Annotated in this window: 17 protein-coding genes; all 17 read right to left on the reverse strand. The window is 68.6% G+C overall.

Annotated features, from left to right (window positions below; genetic code table 11):
• The gene (locus tag ACILR9_RS07290; protein WP_395709244.1) at nt 1-540 is read right to left on the reverse strand and encodes a DsbE family thiol:disulfide interchange protein; all 540 of its coding nucleotides are present in this window, start codon (nt 538-540) and stop codon (nt 1-3) included.
• Entirely contained in the window at nt 537-2,510 is a 1,974-nt protein-coding gene (locus tag ACILR9_RS07295) for a heme lyase CcmF/NrfE family subunit (protein WP_395709245.1), read from the reverse strand. The genes ACILR9_RS07290 and ACILR9_RS07295 overlap by 4 nt, the downstream gene beginning before the upstream one ends.
• Before the next feature lie 22 nt (nt 2,511-2,532).
• A complete protein-coding gene (gene ccmE / locus ACILR9_RS07300; RefSeq protein WP_395709246.1) occupies nt 2,533-2,967 on the reverse strand; it encodes a cytochrome c maturation protein CcmE in 435 nt (144 codons plus the stop codon).
• Nucleotides 2,964-3,119 carry a heme exporter protein CcmD gene (gene ccmD, locus ACILR9_RS07305; RefSeq protein WP_395709247.1) on the reverse strand — a complete coding sequence of 52 codons (156 nt, stop codon included), beginning with the start codon at nt 3,117-3,119 and terminating at the stop codon, nt 2,964-2,966. Before ccmD ends, ccmE begins: the two co-directional genes overlap by 4 nt.
• Nucleotides 3,116-3,835 carry a heme ABC transporter permease gene (locus tag ACILR9_RS07310; protein WP_395709248.1) on the reverse strand — a complete coding sequence of 240 codons (720 nt, stop codon included), beginning with the start codon at nt 3,833-3,835 and terminating at the stop codon, nt 3,116-3,118. Before ACILR9_RS07310 ends, ccmD begins: the two co-directional genes overlap by 4 nt.
• Before the next feature lie 34 nt (nt 3,836-3,869).
• Nucleotides 3,870-4,535 (reverse strand): heme exporter protein CcmB, encoded by a 666-nt coding sequence (gene ccmB, locus ACILR9_RS07315; protein ID WP_395709249.1) that lies wholly within the window; start codon nt 4,533-4,535, stop codon nt 3,870-3,872.
• Entirely contained in the window at nt 4,532-5,200 is a 669-nt protein-coding gene (gene ccmA, locus ACILR9_RS07320; protein WP_395709250.1) for a heme ABC exporter ATP-binding protein CcmA, read from the reverse strand. The genes ccmB and ccmA overlap by 4 nt, the downstream gene beginning before the upstream one ends.
• A 377-nt stretch (nt 5,201-5,577) precedes the next feature.
• On the reverse strand, nt 5,578-6,768 hold the full coding sequence (locus ACILR9_RS07325) for an ABC transporter permease (protein WP_395709251.1): 1,191 nt from the start codon (nt 6,766-6,768) through the stop codon (nt 5,578-5,580).
• A 1-nt stretch (nt 6,769) separates the two neighbouring features.
• Nucleotides 6,770-7,768 (reverse strand): ABC transporter permease, encoded by a 999-nt coding sequence (locus ACILR9_RS07330; protein ID WP_395709252.1) that lies wholly within the window; start codon nt 7,766-7,768, stop codon nt 6,770-6,772.
• Between the two features lie 2 nt (nt 7,769-7,770).
• Entirely contained in the window at nt 7,771-9,741 is a 1,971-nt protein-coding gene (locus ACILR9_RS07335; RefSeq protein WP_395709253.1) for a dipeptide ABC transporter ATP-binding protein, read from the reverse strand.
• Nucleotides 9,738-10,244: a hypothetical protein gene (locus tag ACILR9_RS07340; RefSeq protein ID WP_395709254.1), complete on the reverse strand. Its 507-nt coding sequence runs from the start codon at nt 10,242-10,244 to the stop codon at nt 9,738-9,740. Before ACILR9_RS07340 ends, ACILR9_RS07335 begins: the two co-directional genes overlap by 4 nt.
• Nucleotides 10,241-11,053: a polysaccharide deacetylase family protein gene (locus ACILR9_RS07345; protein WP_395709255.1), complete on the reverse strand. Its 813-nt coding sequence runs from the start codon at nt 11,051-11,053 to the stop codon at nt 10,241-10,243. Before ACILR9_RS07345 ends, ACILR9_RS07340 begins: the two co-directional genes overlap by 4 nt.
• Nucleotides 11,046-12,206: a glycosyltransferase family protein gene (locus tag ACILR9_RS07350; RefSeq protein WP_395709256.1), complete on the reverse strand. Its 1,161-nt coding sequence runs from the start codon at nt 12,204-12,206 to the stop codon at nt 11,046-11,048. The genes ACILR9_RS07345 and ACILR9_RS07350 overlap by 8 nt, the downstream gene beginning before the upstream one ends.
• Nucleotides 12,203-12,805, reverse strand: coding sequence for a histidine phosphatase family protein (locus ACILR9_RS07355; protein WP_395709257.1), 603 nt, complete (start codon nt 12,803-12,805; stop codon nt 12,203-12,205). Before ACILR9_RS07355 ends, ACILR9_RS07350 begins: the two co-directional genes overlap by 4 nt.
• Complete coding sequence (locus ACILR9_RS07360; RefSeq protein WP_395709258.1) at nt 12,802-13,908, reverse strand: glycosyltransferase family 4 protein; 1,107 nt, start codon at nt 13,906-13,908, stop codon at nt 12,802-12,804. Before ACILR9_RS07360 ends, ACILR9_RS07355 begins: the two co-directional genes overlap by 4 nt.
• Before the next feature lie 5 nt (nt 13,909-13,913).
• Complete coding sequence (locus ACILR9_RS07365; protein ID WP_395709259.1) at nt 13,914-15,179, reverse strand: glycosyltransferase; 1,266 nt, start codon at nt 15,177-15,179, stop codon at nt 13,914-13,916.
• A 33-nt stretch (nt 15,180-15,212) separates the two neighbouring features.
• Nucleotides 15,213-16,481 (reverse strand): glycosyltransferase family protein, encoded by a 1,269-nt coding sequence (locus ACILR9_RS07370; RefSeq protein WP_395709260.1) that lies wholly within the window; start codon nt 16,479-16,481, stop codon nt 15,213-15,215.
• Nucleotides 16,482-16,601 lie beyond the last annotated feature (120 nt).

The following is a 16,601-nucleotide window of genomic DNA, read 5'->3' on the forward strand; positions in this document are numbered from 1 at the left end:
TCACTTCGTCCCCTTGAGGAACGGCAGGATCGAGTCGGTGAGGTCGCGCTCGGTGATGGGCCCGCGGAAGTGCAGGCGCACGATGCCGTTGCCGTCAATGGCATAGGTTTCCGGCACGCCGCTCAGGCCCCAGTCGAGGCCCGTCTTGCCCTCGAGATCGAGGCCGGCCGTCTTGAAGGGATCGCCCAGGCGCTTCAGCCACGCGGTGGCGTCCTCGCGTTTGTTCTTCCAGGCGACGCCGATGATGGCCGCGCCCTCGCGGTCCCGGAGCCGCATGAACAGCGGGTGCTCGGCCAGGCAGGGTGCGCACCAGCTCGCGAAGAAATTCACCAGCACGGGCTTGCCGGTCCTGAGCATCGCGTCGTCGAGCGGCGGCTCTCCCGGCGCAATCGCCGGCAGGTCGAGGCGCGGCGCCGGACGGCCGATCATGACCGAGCCGATCGAGGCGGGATCGCGCCCGGCCAGCAAGGACCAGGCGAAGAAGCCGGTCATCAGCGCCAAGGTCAGCAGCGGCAGCAGGAACAGGAGACGGCGGCTCATGAGCGTACCGTTGCAGGCCGCAGACGCGAGGGTGCGCCGATCCGCAGGCGGCGATCCGACAGCGAGACGAAGCCGCCGAAGGCGCACAGGGCGGCGCCCAGCCAAATCCAGGGCGCCAGCGGATTGAGGTAGAGGCGAATCACCCAGCCCGCTGTCGCATCGCCCTCGCCGAGCGTGGCGTAGAAATCGCGCAGCAGGTTGGTCTGGATGGCGGTCTCGGCGACTTGGCGGCGCTGCACCACGAACAGGCGACGCTCGGGCTGCAGGATCGTGTAGGGCCTGCCGTCCAGGGTGACGGCGAGCGTCGCGCGTTCGGCGACGTAGTTCGGGCCCTGCACGGTCTCGACCCGCTGCAGCGTCACCTGGTAGCCGGCGAAGCTCATCGTCTCGCCGGTCTTCACGGTGCGGATCAGCTCGCTGTGCCACGCCGCCGTTGCCACGGCGCCCAGCACGACGAAGCCCAGCGCGGAGTGCGAGATCGTCATGCCGAGGCTGGCGCGCGGCGTCGCCCTGAGCCGGCGCAGCGAGTCGGCAAGCGGCGCGCGGCCGAGCCGCAGGCGCTGCGCCAGCTCGACCAGGCTGCCGGCGATCAGCCAGACGCCGAAGCCGAAGGCGATCGCCGCCAGGGCGGAGCGGCTGTCGACGACGATGGCGGCGACGATCGCGGCGATCACCGCGACGACGAACGCCAGCCTGAGGTGCATCAGGGCGGGCCACAGCTCGGCGCGCTTCCAGCCGAGGAACGGACCGACGCAGAGCGCGGCGAACAGGGGCGCGCAGATCGGCACGAAGGTGGCATTGAAGAACGGCGGTCCGACCGACACCTTGGCGCCGGTCAGCAGGTCGAGAAACAATGGGTAGAGCGTACCCAGCAGCACCGTGGCGGCGAGCGTGCACAGCAGGAGGTTGTTCAGGATCAGCGCGCCCTCGCGGCTGATCGGCTGGAACAGGCCGCCGCCTTGCAGGCTGGGCGCCCGCCAAGCGTAGAGTGCCAGGCCGCCGCCGGTCACCGCGATCAGGAAGCCCAGGATGTAGAGGCCGCGCGCCGGGTCCTGGGCGAAGGCATGCACCGAGGTGAGCACGCCTGAGCGCACCAGGAAGGTGCCGAGCAGCGACAGCGAGAAGGCCAGGATGGCCAGCAGGACGGTCCAGCTCTTCAGCGCGTCGCGCTTCTCGACGACGATCGCCGAGTGCAGCAGCGCGGTGCCGGCGAGCCACGGCATCAACGAGGCGTTCTCGACCGGGTCCCAGAACCAGAAGCCGCCCCAGCCGAGAATGTAGTAGGCCCACCAGCTGCCGAGTGCGATGCCGAGCGTCAGGAAGCACCACGCCGCCAAGGTCCACGGCCGCACCCAGCGCGCCCAGGCCGGATCGACACGGCCCTCGAGCAGCGCGGCAATGGCGAAGGCATAGGTCACCGAGAAGCCGACATAGCCGAGATAGAGCAGCGGCGGGTGGAAGGCGAGGCCGGGATCCTGCAAGAGCGGGTTGAGGCCGTTGCCGTCCGGCGGCGCCGGCAAGAGGCGCTCGAACGGGTTGGAGGTGAAGATCAGGAAGGCGAGGAAGCCGACGCCGATCAGCCCCTGCACCGCCAGCACACGGCTGCGCAGCGTGTCGGGCAGCGTGCTGCCGAAGATCGCCACCGCGGCGCCGAACAGCGCCAGGATCAGCGCCCACAGGAGCATGCTGCCCTCGTGGTTTCCCCACACGCCGGAGATCTTGTAGAGCAGCGGCTTGGCCGAATGCGAGTTGGCGACGACGTTGGCCACCGAGAAGTCCGATGTCACGTAGGCCTGCGTCAGCGATCCGAACGCCAGGATGACCAGGAAGGCCTGCGTCAGGGCAGCGGTGCGGCCGAGCGCCATCAGGCGCTGATCGCCCTGCGCGGCGCCGAGCAGCGGCAGGCTGCCCTGCACGAGCGCGACGCACAGCGCCAGAATCAGCGCGAAATGGCCGACTTCAGGAATCACGAGCGCAGCTCCACCGCGCGCGTCACTTCTTGTCCTTCCACTGCCCGGCCTCCTTGATGGCCTTGGCGACCTCGGGCGGCATGTAGTTCTCGTCGTGCTTGGCCAGGACCTCGCGGGCGACGAACACGCCGTCGGCCCGCAGGACGCCTTCGGCGATCACGCCCTGGCCTTCGCGGAACAGGTCCGGCAACAGGCCGCGATAGACGACAGAGATGGTCTTCTGTGTGTCGGTGACCGTGAAGCGCACTTCCTCGCCGTTCTTCTGCACGCTGCCCGCCTCGACCAGTCCGCCCAGGCGGAAGCGGCGATCGGGGGCGATGCCTTTCTCGGCCACCTGCGAGGGCGAATAGAAGAATACCAGATTGTCGTTCAACGCGGTCAGCACGAGCGTGGCGGCGGCGCCCAGCACCGCCAGCGACCCGACCAGCAACCACAGGCGGCGGCGCTTGGGGATCACGAGGTCGCTCCCGCGCGCTGCCGCTCGAGGCCGCGGCGCGCCAGCTCGCGACGCACGCGGCGGCGTGCGCTCAGTGAGGCGATGGTGAGCCCCCCCAGGATCACCAGCACCGCCAGGTAGGCGGACAGGATGAAGACCGCGTAGCTGCTCATGCGGCCTGATCCGCGATCTCGAGGCGGCGGCGATCGATCTCGGTCTCGGTGCGCACCAGCACCAACAGGATGAACAGCAGGGTGAAGGCAGCCGCCATCCACAGCAGCGGCATGAGGATGGTGGGATGTATGGCCGGCCCGCTGAGCTTGGCGACTGACGCCGGCTGGTGCAGCGTGTTCCACCAATCGACCGAGAACTTGATGATCGGCAAGTTGATTGCGCCGGCCAGCGCCAGGATGGCGGCCGAGCGATCACCGCGCTCGCTGTCGTCGAAGGCGTGCGTCAGCGCGATGTGGCCGAGATAGAGGAAGAACAGCAGCAGCATCGACGTCAGCCGCGCGTCCCACACCCAGTAGGTACCCCACATCGGCCGGCCCCACAGTGAGCCGGTGAGCAGGCAGGTGAGCGCGAAGCAGGCGCCGACCGGCGCCGCGCCGCGCGCCATCAGCGCGGCCAGGGGATGGCGCCACACCAGCAAGGCCGCCCCCAGCGCCGCGAGCAAGGCATAGCCGGCCATCGACAGCCAGGCGGACGGCACATGCACGAACATGATGCGCACGGTCTCGCCCTGCTGATAATCGGGCGGCGAGCCCAGCAGGGCAAGGTAGAGGCCGATCCCCAGGCACAGCACCGTGGCCAGCGTCAGGCCTGGCAGGACGCGCTGGCTGAAGCGGCGAAAGCGCGCCGGGTTGGCAAGGAAATGGAGGTCGACCATCGGGGATTGGTTTCCGTTCCGCCGGCGATTTTGTCTATTCGCCAGCCTGCCGCAAGGCCGCCGCCATGGCCCACGGCGTCGTCGCCAGCGCCACCAGGGCGAGCGCCGCCAGCACCAGCAGGGGTGCGGCAAAGTCGTCGCCGGTCGCCAGCATCTCGATCGCGCTGGTGCCGAAGATCAGCGTCGGCACGCAGAGCGGCAAGGCGAGCAGGGCCAGCAAAGCCCCGCCCCGCCGGGCTCCGAGCGTCAGCGCCGCGGCAAGGCCGCCGATCAGCGACAAGGTGGGCGTGCCGATCAGCAAGGTCGCCGACAGGCCGAGAAGCGTGGTGCCGGCGTGGCCGAAGGCGACACCCAGGACGGGCGCCAGGGCCGCCAACGGCAGGCCGGTCACAATCCAGTGAGACAGGCACTTGGCGAGTGCGGCAAGCTCGAGCGGCCACGGCGCCAGCAACAGCAAGTCGAGAGTCCCGTCTTCGTAATCGGCCGCGAACAGGCGCTCGAGCGAGAGCAGCGAGGCGAACAGCGCGGCGCACCACAGCACGCCGGCGGCGATGCGTGCCAACAGGTTGGTCTCCGGCCCGATGCCGAGGGGGAACAGGGACGTCGCGACGACGAAGAAGGCCAGCACGACCGCGACGTCGCCCGGCCGTCGCCACACCAGTTGCAGGTCGCGGACGACCAGGGCCACGAAACCGCTCATGGGGAACCCCAAGCGGGAGTGGCCCGCCCGGGAGCGTTCAGCTCGAGGCTGCGGCCTCGGGCCAACCCCAGCGGCGCATGGGTGGCGACAATGGCGAGGCCGCCAGCGTCGAGATGAGCCTGCAAGACGGCATGAAAGGCCTGCTGCGCCGGCTGGTCCAGGGCATTCAAGGGCTCGTCGAGCAGCCACACGGGCGCCTGCGCGAGTAGGACGCGGGCAAGCGCCGTCCGTCGCCGCTGGCCGGCCGACAGGCTGCGGACGGCGCGGGACGCCAGCGCCGGCAGATCGAACGCGACCAGGGCGCTGTCGACGCGATCCTCGGCCGGCGCTGCGCCGCGCAGACGCTCCGCGGCCAGCAGGTTCTCGCGGACGGAAAAGTCGCCCTTGAGGCCGTCGAGATGGCCGAGCCAAGCCACCTTGCGGCGCCAGTCCTCCGGCTCGCGCCTGATGTCGGCCGCCTGCCAGCGGATGACGCCTGTGTCCGCGCGGACCAGCAGGGCGAGGGCGCGCAACAGGGTGGTCTTGCCGCTGCCATTGCGGCCAAGCAACGTCAGGAGCTCGCCCTTGCCCATCGCAAATGACAGATGATCGAAAACCCCGCGGCCGCCGCGGCGGCAGGCGAGGTCGGAAACTTCCAGGATCGGGACACCAGGCTCGACCACCATGACAGGTCGTCCTAGCATGCGACAAAGAAAAAGGCCGTCCTCTCGGGGGAGAGTGAGAGGACGGCCCAAGCGCCTCCGAGGAGGCTAGAACGTGGTTTTGGGGGGACCACGTTCGGGGGAGATACAGCCCGAACATGGAAACCCTGCATGGCCGTCGCTAGTCCCAATTGGGGCGGAAGTGTGATTTTTTAGTCACACCAGATGTAGATAGCAGCGTGTGCGATCGCCGCGACCTGTGCCGATTTAGCTGCCCCTGTGCTCGCCCTTTGAGCATTTGTGCGCATGTGCGAAGCGCAGGCGCAACAATTGAACAGGCAGCGGCTCTTTTTCTTCCGGACCGCGAGCGTCTCGCTCGCGGTCCGGAAGAAATGAGTTGGTCACGCGTAGGGATCGGCGGCGTCGCGCATGCCGTCGCCTAGGAACTGGTAGGCCAGGATCACCAGGATCACCGGCACGACCGGGAACATCAGCCACCAGTTCACCGCCACGACATTGATGTCGGTGGCCTCGTTCAGCAGGACGCCCCACGACGTGATCGGCGGGCGCAGGCCGAGGCCCAGGAAGGAGAGCGCCGTCTCGGCCAGGATCATCGACGGGATGGAGAGCGTGGCCGAGGCGATCAGATGGCTCATGAAGCCGGGCAGCAAATGGCGCCCGATGATGCGGCCCGGCTTGGCACCCATCATCTGCGCCGCCGCGGCGTAGTCCTCCTCGCGCAGCGACAGGAGCTTGGAGCGGACGGCGCGGCCCAGCCCCGGCCAGTCGAGCAGGGCCAGGATGATGGTGATCCCGAAATAGACCAGCAGCGGTGACCAGGTCACCGGCAGCGCCGCCGACAGGGCCAGCCACAATGGCAGATGGGGGAAGCTCTTGATGATCTCGGTGATGCGCTGGACGACGTTGTCGACCCAGCCGCCGTAGTAGCCGGCGAGGCCGCCCAGGACCAGCGCCAGGGCAAACGACAGGGTGATGCCGATCAGGCCGATGGTGAGCGAGATGCGTGCTGCGTAAACGATGCGGCTGAACATGTCGCGGCCCAGCCGGTCCGTGCCGAGCAGGAACAATTGTCCACCCTCGGGCGGACAGAAGAAATGGAAACGCCCCTCGATCAGGTCCATAAATTCGTAGCGGTCGCCTAGGCAGAAGAAGCGGATCTGTTGCGGCCTGGTGGGATCGGGCGTGTAGACGCGCTGCAAGGTCTCCGGGTCGCGTGTCGTCTTCAGCCCGTAGACGAACGGCCCGAGGAAGCTGCCTTCGTGGAACAGATGGACCTGCTGCGGCGGCGCGAAGATGTAGGCCGAATGGCGGGTCTGCAGATCGTACGGCGCGATGAATTCGCTGAGCAGAGTCGAGGCGTACATCAGCAGCAGGAAGATCAGCGACACGACCGCCGGCTTGTGGCGGCGGAAGCGCCACCACATCAGCTTCCACTGGCCCGCCATGTAATAGCGTTCCTGCTCGGCGGTCAGGCGCTCGGAGACGTAGGGATCCCACGGCTCGCGATTGACGAAGTGCGGCGATTTGGCCCGCGGGGCGGCGGCAGGGGGCGTCGACGTGCGGTCGGTCATGTCACTTCTCCGACGTCGCGCCGAAGCGGATGCGCGGATCGAGCGCCGCCAGCGCCAGGTCGGAGATCAGCATGCCGATCACCGTGAGCGTTGCCACGAACAGCAGGAACGTGGCGGCCAGATTGACGTCCTGGGTTTTCAGCGCGCCCAGCAACATCGGTCCGGTGGTCGGCAGCGACAGCACGACCGAAACGATCACCGAGCCCGAGATGACGTCGGGGAGCAGACCGCCGATGTCGGCGACGAACGGATTGATGGCGTGGCGCAGCGGGTACTTGATCAGGAGCCGCATCGGCGGCAGGCCCTTGGCGCGGCCGGTGACGACGTATTGCTTCTGCAGCTCGTCGAGCAGGTTGGCGCGCAGGCGGCGGATCATGCCGGCGGTGCCCGACATGCCGATGACGATGACCGGGATGATCAGGTGCTGCAGGATCGACACCACCTTGCCCCAGCTCAGCGGTTGCTCGATGTACTCCGGGTCCATCAGGCCGCCGATCGACAGGCCGAAATAGACCTTGCCGACATAGAGCAGCACCAGCGCCAGCAGGAAGTTGGGCACCGACAGGCCGACGAAGCCGATGAACGAGGCGACATAGTCGCCGAGCTTGTACTGGTGGGTCGCGGCATAGACGCCGATGATGAACGAGGTGATCCAGATGAAGGCGATGGTCGCGGTTTCCATCACGATGGTGAGCGCCAGCCGCTCGCCGATCAGCGCGGAGACCGGCACCGTGTCCTGGCACGACAAGCCGAAATCCCAGCGGAAGATGCCAGCCACCCAGTGCAGGTAGCGGTACCACAACGGCTGATCGAGGCCGTAGAGCTGGCGCAGCTCGTCGGCGCGCCGCATCGCATCGGGATCGCCGCGCGCCAGCAACTCGTCGATCTGCGAGGTCACGCAGTCGCCCGGCGGCAGATCGATGATGAAGTAGACCAGGGCACTGATCACGAACAGGGTCGGGATCATCAGGAGAATGCGACGGGCGACGAAGCGAAGCATGGTCAGGCCCCTTCCCGCTCGAGGCGCACGTAGTGATTGGGCGACACCTCGGTCCACAGCACGCTGTTCTTGCCGGTGTCGCGGAACGGTTCCGGCCAGGCGCCGGGATCGGATGCCTTGCCTTCCAGCAGGGCGCCGAGATCGAGCCGGGCGTCGGGGTCGGGCATCGGCACGGCCGACAGCAGCGCCTTGGTGTAGGGGTGCAGCGGATTGCGGAACAGCTCGCCTGCCGGCGCCAGCTCGACCAGGCGGCCGGCGCACATCACGGCGATGCGGTCGGCGATGTAGTCGACCACGGCGAGGTTGTGCGAGATGAACAGGTAGGTGAGGCCGAGCTGCTTCTGCAGGTCCTTCAGGAGATTGAGGATCTGGGCCTGGATCGAGACGTCGAGCGCCGACACCGGCTCGTCGCAGATCACCATGTCGGGGCGCAGCGCCAGCGCGCGGGCGATGCCGATGCGCTGACGCTGGCCGCCCGAGAAGGAATGCGGGTAGCGGCTGAGATGGCGGCGGTCGAGCCCGACCATCTCCATCAGCTCGCTCACCATCTCGCGGCGATAGGCGTCGTCGCCGATCTTATGGATGATCAGCGGCTCGACCAGGATGTCGTAGACGGTCATGCGCGGGTTGAGCGAGCCGAACGGGTCCTGGAAGATGAATTGCAGCTTGGTGCGGAAGCGGTCGAGCTCGCCGCCGGCAAGCGACAGCACGTCGACCTTGTTGCCCCAATCGTCGTAGACGATGCGGCCGGCATCGTCGTTGGGATCGGCGTTGATGCCGCGCATGAGAATCTTGCTGAGGGTGGTCTTGCCGCAGCCCGATTCGCCGACCAGGCCGAGGCATTCGCCGCGCACCACGTCGAAGCTCACGTCGTTGACGGCGCGCACGGTGCGGGTCGTGCCGCCGCCCAGCAGCGATTCGAGAAAGGTGTCGGCCTTGCGGATACGGAAGGTCTTGGACAGATGGCGCACCTTCAGCACCGGCGCCTCGGGATTGAAGGTCGTGGTCGGCTTGGAGACGGCCTTCTCCTTCAGGAGATGGCCGGTCGCCGCGGTGATCTCGCGAATCGGCACCAGCCGCTCGCCGGGTTCCATGTCGAAGCGCGGCACGGCGTGCAGCAGCGCCTTGAGATAGGCGTGCTGCGGATCGCGGAAGATGGCGTGCAGGTCGCCCGATTCGACGACCTTGCCGCGATACATAACAACGACGTCGTCGGCGACATTTGCGACCACCCCGAGGTCGTGCGTGATCATCAGCAGGGCCATGCCGAGCTCGCTCTGCAGGTCCTTCATCAGGCGCAGGATCTGTGCCTGGATGGTGACGTCGAGCGCCGTCGTCGGCTCGTCGGCGATCAGCAGCGCCGGCCGGCAGACCAGCGCCATGGCGATCATGGCGCGCTGGCGCAGGCCACCGGACAATTCGAACGGATAGGTCCGCAGTGCGCGCTTGGGATCGGGAAAGCCGACCATGCGCAGCATGTCGATGGTCATGGCGTCGATCTGCTGGCGCGTCAGCTTGCGGCCGGAGCCTTCCAGCGCGTCGCTGATCTGCTCGCCCAGCCGGTGCATGGCGCTGAAATGGCCGCCATGCAGGGCGACCGCCTCGCCGATCTGGTCGCCCACCGTGTGCAGCGCCGACAGGGAGGTCATCGGCTCCTGGAAGATGATGGAGATCGAGCCGCCGCGGATCGTCCGCATCTCCGGTCCAGCGCGGTCGAGACGGGCGATGTCGATGGGACCGTCCGACGTGCGCGGATCGTTGAACAGGATGGAACCCTGGGGAATGGTCGCGGTGCGTGGCAGCAGGCCCATGATCGCCTGGCTGCACACCGACTTGCCCGATCCCGATTCGCCGACCAGGGCCAGCGTGCCGCCGGGCGGGATGGCGAAGGAAACGTTGTCGACGGCACGCAAGGTGCCTTCGTGGACTCCAAAATCGACCGTCAGTCCTTCGACGCGCAGCAGGTCCGTCATACCGTCAGTTCCTGGCCTGCCACGGAGATGCCCATCGCCCTGAGATTTGCCCGCGTTGCCTCGCTCAGTGTCAAGCCTGTGTCTCCTGCCGCATGTGCCGCCCGCTCGACGACATCGTGAAAGCCGTCGAGCGATGAATCGATCTTTACCGTCCGCCCGCCGGTCGAGCCAACAGCGAGCTGCATCCAGCCGTCGGAGCGGTCCCGCTTGGTCGAGAAATAGCTGAGCTTCAGCCGGTCGAGCCGGCGCCATTCGACGATGCCGCCGGCCGGGCCATCGGCGCACAAGGTGTCGGCGCCCAGCAGGTACCGGGTGTGATGACGCAGCGCGGTGCGCCCGAGGAAGAGGGCGAACAGGACGAAGCCGGCGGCCAGGAACAGGCCGAGCCAGCGATTGACGTCGATCAGCAGCAGCGGCCCGCCGCACAACAGCGCTCCAGCCGAGGCGCGCACGTAGTCGGCCCACAGCGTCTGGCGTGGATAGCGCAGATCGGCAGTGCTCAACCGCTTGCCTCCCCTGTCACGAACGAGGAGGTCGATACCGTCTCGGTCGTGAACAACGCGCGCGCCGGACTGATACGCAGACCCGGCAACATTGTTGCTCTTTGCCAGAGAGACCTTAGGAAATCCCAACCCTCGCCGTCCATCGCAAGATGATGACTAAGCACGCCCACCGGTTCGGCGGAAGCCGGCGGCGAAGCGGCGCGCGCACGTGTCAGTGCAGAAACCAGCAGGGCAAGGGCGGCCGATTCACCGACGAAGCCGCGGCTGCCTTTCCAGTCGATCAGATCGACATGAGTGTTGATCTCCAGCAGGCCTTGCACCGGCCGCGGCCGGCGGCGCCGGCCATAAGTCGACAGGCCCTTGAAGCCGATCTCAGGCAGCATGGGGACCAGCGTCGGCGCGATGCGGTTCCACGGCGGCACCATGACAGCCAACGCCTGGGCGCCGAACAGGCGTTCCAGCGCCAGCCAGCCGGTGCCGAGCTCGCCCAGCACCATCATGGCCGGCCGATGCAGTCCGAGCTCCATCTTCCTGTTCTCGCTCGCCAACGCATGATTGACGTGGGCGTAGCCGTGCTGGAGCACATCGACATCGGGCGCCGCGCTGAGGCGGGCGGCCAGCGCCGCCGTCGCCTGTGCCGGCACGACGGCGAGCGACAGGGACACCGCCCATTCCTGCCGGATCGCCAGCAGGCGCTCGAGCGCGGGGCCGACATCGACGGCATCGTCGTCGCGCCACCACACGACGCCGGTGCGGCCGGAGTCCGCCCAGAGCCGCGCCTCGTCGGCGAGCGCCTGCCAGCTAGCCATTGCCGCGACCTGCCAGCATTTGCCCGAGGGCGCGTGCCGTCGCCGCGCCGCCATCAGTGTCTACCAGCGGAAAGCCGCGGATCGATGGACCGGCCATCGCCCGGGCGACGGCGGCGGCGAGAGTGACTGCAGAGAGGGTGCCCGGCGTGACGACCGCCACCAGGCCGCGCTTGGCCAGCGCCTGGGCGCGGTCGACCTGCTCGGTCTCGCGCGCGGTTCCGAACGGCACGAGCACGGCGCGGTCGGCGTGGCGGACAGTTTCGATCACGGTGTTGTAGCCGGCCTGGCTGATCGACAGCGTTGCATTGTGCAACAACGCCGGAAAATCGGCACGCGCCGGCTCGACGATCAGTCCTTCATCGCGTGCCGCCTCGATCTGGTCGCGGTCGGCCGCAGGCATGTTTGGACCGATCAGCAGTCGCCAGGTCCGGTCGGCGAGCGCGCCCAGGTGCCGCGCGCCGATGGCGGCTTTAAGCAACGGGCCGCCAATGGCGCCGCCGCCGGCCGAGACCACGACCTCGCCGGTGCCTGCCGTCGTCGCGCCTTCGTGCGCCGAATTCCCTTCCATGACGTAACCCGTATAGCGTGCGCGCGCCGCCACGTTCGCCCAGGCGGGAAAGCTCTCCTCGAGACGTACGAGCGCCGGATCGGCATGGATCAACAGCGCATCGAAGTCGGCGAAAGTCTCGACCGACTCCGCGACCCGCTGCGGCGAGGCCGAGCGGCGCACCACGTCGCGCAGCGACGACACGATCAGGGGACGCGGGCGCAGCGCCTTCGCTGCCGCGATCAGCGGCACCAGCTCGAAGCGCAGCTGGGTGCGCCCGAACGGGAACTGCTCGGTGATGATGATGTCGGGGGATTCTCGCTGCAGCAGGTCGAGCAGTTGCCGGGCGCGGTCGGCCTGGAACGTCGAATCGATCGGTGTCCCGTCGAGCAGCGCCAGCTCTTTCAATCCTTCGTTGGCCGCCCGCAGCGGTGGCAATTGATGAAAGCGCACGCCGTCCAGCTTCAAATCGTCGAGCGGCGCGCCGCCGGACACCAACAGCACGTCGAAGCCGGCGGCCGTGAGCGCGCGGGCGAGCGTGGCCGCGCGCCGCAGGTGACCGATCCCCAGCAGGTGCTGGACATAGAAGAAGACCCGCACGGTCATGGCGCGCGCTCGAACGGCACGTTGAGGCGATCGACGGCGACCCTGCCGTCGCCCCGGGCCACGAAGAAATGGACGCACCGCCAGTCGAGCTTTTCCGGTGGGCGCCCCGCCATGTCCCAGCCGGTGGCGAGCGCGAACAGGGCGCGTATCGCCGCCTTGTGCGAGACCGCGACCACGGGGATACCCTGCCCGGCAATCCTCGCCGACCAGCTCTTGAGGCGGGCCATGACCATGCGTGGCGATTCTCCGCCCGGCGGCAGGAAGTCGAGGCCGCGGCGCTCGGCGTCGAGGAACATTTCGCCGACCGTGGCGCGCAACTGCGCCACCGTGGCGCCTTCCCAGGCGCCGAAGCTCATCTCGCGCAGCGCCGGATCGATGGTGATGGCGGCCGCCGGTCGCAGGAGCTCGGCGGTGCGCCGCGCGCGCTGCAGGGGGCTGCTGAGGCGCTGCCAGCCGTCGGCCGGCGCGGGCAGGCGCCAGCAGCGCGCGTCCGCCTCGCCGGTTTCGTTCAGGGGCGTGTCGGTCAGGCCCTGCAGGCGGCGCTGCTGGTTCCACGCCGTCGTGGCGTGCCGCAGGATAGCGAATGGCACGCCGGTCATGACAGCCGCCGCAAGGCGGCCGCAAGCGCGCGGACCGCCACGCGCTCGTCGTGCAGCGCGGCGATGCGATGGCGGGCGGCCGCGGCCAGGCGCGCTCGCTGGCCGGGCGTGTCGAGCAGGCGCGCCACGGCATCGGCGAAGGCCGGAGCGTCGCCGACCGGCGTCAGCAGGCCGGTGACCTCGTGCGCCACGACGGCCGGTACGCCACCGGTGCGGCCGGCGACCACGGGCAGGCCGGCCGCCTGGGCTTCGAGAAACGCCATGCCGTAGGCTTCGTTGATTGCCGGCCAGAGGTAAAGGTCGGCCACGGCATAGATTTTCGGCAGATGGTCGCGGGCGATCGCGCCGGCGAACTGTACACGCTCGCCGAGCGGCGCCATGGCCGCCTCGACCTCGCCGCGCGCCGGCCCGTCGCCGACCAGCACGGCGCGCCACGACCGGTCCTTCAGCAAGGTGAGCGCCCGGGCGAGGACACGGTACGAGTCGAGCTTGTCGCGCTGGCGCATCATGCCGACGGCCAGCAGCACCGGTGGGTCGTTGGCCGGCCGCCCCGGGCAGGCGGCATTGAATTGGCGCGTGTCGAGGAAGGGCGGCAGCCGCACCTGGTGTCCGCCCGGCCGCAGCCGCGCCTTCACGCCGGCGACGTCGCGCGGATTGACCGTCAGGACGAGATCGGCCGCCATGAGGGCGCGCTCGACAGCGCGATGGCCGAGCCGGGTCGCCCCGTAGGCGCGGCGCGGCGCGTGCGAGGCCTCGGCGATCACGTAGGGGATGTCGAGCGCCCGCGTGACCGCGGGGCCCAGCCAGTCGGGCTTGCGGTAGTAGCAATGGTAGGTGAACCAGAGATCGAAGCGCTCGGGATGGCCGACCGGCAAGCCTCGCCAGCGGGCGATCAGGCGCGCCGCCTGCGCCCGTGCCCGGCGCTCCAGCGCGAGATGGGCGCTGGCCGGTGGTACCCCTGATGCAATGCGGCTTGCCGCCGGCATGATCACGTGATGACCGAGCTGGCTCAGCAGGCGGGCGAACCCGCGCGCCATCTCGCGATCACCCGAGGGAGTGGGGCTGTCCGGCGGCTTGAGTGGCGTGTGCAACAGCACGCGCATAGGATTCACTCCGCGGCGCGCACGTCGGCCGGCGGTTCCTGACCAAGCGCCTTGGCGATCCAGTCGACGCCCGCGTCGTAGGAAAAGCGCGTTCGCACGGTCTCGCCGGCGCGTAGCGCCAGGCTTCGACGCAGGTCGGGATTGCCGATCAGCCGGGCCATGGCCGCGGCCAGCGCGTCGGGCGCGCCTGGCGGCACCAGCAGGCCATTGTTGCCGTCGGTGATGAACTCGCCGATTGCGGCGGCTCGGGTCGAGACGAGGGCAAGGCCCTGGTGCGCAGCTTCCATCAGCACGTTCGGCAACCCGTCCTGGTCGCCGTCGGCCGCTGTCTTGCTGGCCAGGACGAACAGGTCGGCCCGGGCAAGGGCAGCGAAGACGCCTTTTTGCGGTTGCGCGCCGTGCCAGGTGCAGCGCGCGGCAATGCCCAGCCGGTTGGCGTGCGCTTTCAGCGCCTCGGAAAGCTCGCCCGCGCCGATATGCTCGAAGCGCCAGTGCAGCCCGGCCGGCAGCCTGGCCAGCGCCTCGAGCAGATCGTCGTAGCCCTTCTTCTCGACCTTGCGGCCGACCGACAGGATGATCACCGGGTTCGCCCCATCAGCGCCGTCGCGCCGCGGTCGCGCGATCGGCGGCGGCGGCAGATGGGCAAGGTCGAGCCCGTGATAGACGAGTTTCAGGCGTTCGGGATCAGGGGCCAGCGCCTGCAGGCGCTCGAGACCCAACCGGGTGCAGGTCACCAGCCACGCGCAGTCGGCAAGCTTGTCCTCGATCTCCCGGGGTGCGCTGGTCCAGATGTCCTTGGCATGCGCCGAGACGCTCCACGGCAGGCTACGCATGGTCGCCGCGTAACGGGCCACCGACGAGGGCGTGTGCAGGAAATGAGCATACAGGCGTTCGATCGACGATGGCAGCTCGGCCGCCAGCACCAAGGCCTGGCCCCAGCGCCGGATTCGGTTGGCGCTCGGGTCGCGCCGCAGATCGGCCAGGAATTTGCGCCGCGCCGCCGGATAGCCCGGCAGGCGCCGCGCTGCGGCCCAGCCCGCCAGGACGCGGCGCGGGTCGTCCTTGAGATATTCGGGCAGGTAGACCGTGCGGGCGGCCACGCGGTCGTGCACCGGGTGGCGGGCCTTGTCAGTCGGTCGCCGTAGCGACCAGATTTCCAGGGCCACGCCGCGCGCCTCGAGGCCGGCGATCTCCTGGGCGATGAAGGTCTCGGACAGGCGCGGCCAGCCCTTCAGGACGACGGCGACACGCGCCTGCGACGGTACCGTCATCGAACGACGATCCATCATCAACCGACCAGATGATCAGGTCCTGGCGCGCGCCGATGGCGGCGCGGCAACCGGATCGGCATTGGCGTCCGCGACGTCGAGCGGGGCCGGGCCACGATGGGGGTGGGCCAGGCGCTTGGCGACCAGACGCCACACGTTGCCCAGGCCGTCGAGCAGGCCCGGTACCACGACGTCGCTCGGCAGGCCCTGCTGCGGCAGCTGCCGCAGCGCCGTTGCCATGGCGTGCGGATCGCGGCCGTGGTCGGCGTCGAGCATCTCGATCAGGCCGACATTGCGCGCCGCCCGGGCGCGGATGAACTGCTCGAGGCGGGGCCTGGTGCGCGGCACGATGATGGCCTTCTTGTCGAAGGACAGGATCTCGCAGAACGTGTTGTAGCCGCCCATCGCCACCACGCCGGCGGCGCGCTGCATCAGGGCGCCGAGGTTGTTGGTGAAGGTCAGGGTGCGGATATTGGGGAACCGGGCGGCGCGCTCCTTGAAGGCCTCGCGCTCGGCGGCCGACATGAACGGGCCGAACACGATCACCGCCCCGTAGGGGATGTGCGGATCGTTCTCGTAGGCCGCCAGCACCCAGTCGACCAGATCGGCGCCATCGCCGCCGCCACCCGGCGTGACCAGGATGAACGGCCCGTCGATCTCCTCGATCTCGTGCGGGATGTCGGCATGCAGCGGCAGGTCGCGCCGCAAATAGCCGGTATAGACCATCTTGTGCCGCACCGAGGGGGGCACCTGGATGCCGGTCAGCGGCTTGTTGATCTGCGGCAGGCCGTAAATCCAGATCTCGTCGTAGAGATCGCGCAGGGCCGGCACGACGTTCTTGCGCTGCCATTCCTGGGCCAGGGCCGCCGGGTCGTCCATGACGTCGCGCAGGCCGAGCACCAACGGAGTGCCGCGCTCCTTCAGGAGCTTGAGTGCCGGGACGACCTCGCCGCGCAGACCGAGCGGCTCCTTGTCGACGATGAACAGGTCGGGCCGGTAGATGTCGGCGGTGTCGCGGATGATGCGGGTGCGCATCTCCAGCGTGTGCTCGACGCCGACCCGCAGGTTGGCCGAGTCGTAGTCTCCGGTCTCGATCTTCACCACGCCCGGAATGCGCACGAAGTCGATGCCGGAGCGGAATTCGTAGGACCCGATCACCGGCGAGCCGGACAGGATCAGGACCGACAGGGAGTGGTCGGCCTGGACGATGGCATTGGCGATGGTCCGGCAACGACTCACATGGCCAAGTCCGAACGAGTCGTGGCTATAGAGCAGCACACGCTTTGATCGGCTGCTGTTCGGCATGCGGTCTGTCTCCCCCGTTGCCGAAGCGCCTCCTGCCCCAGCCGGTGAATTTCGCGGCGACTATGCCATAACCCGGCGGGCCGGCAAATCGCTGCCGCGAACACAAAAAATCTAATGTAA

The sequence above is a fragment of the Reyranella sp. genome (assembly GCF_044224635.1).
Classification (GTDB): Bacteria; Pseudomonadota; Alphaproteobacteria; order Reyranellales; family Reyranellaceae; genus Reyranella.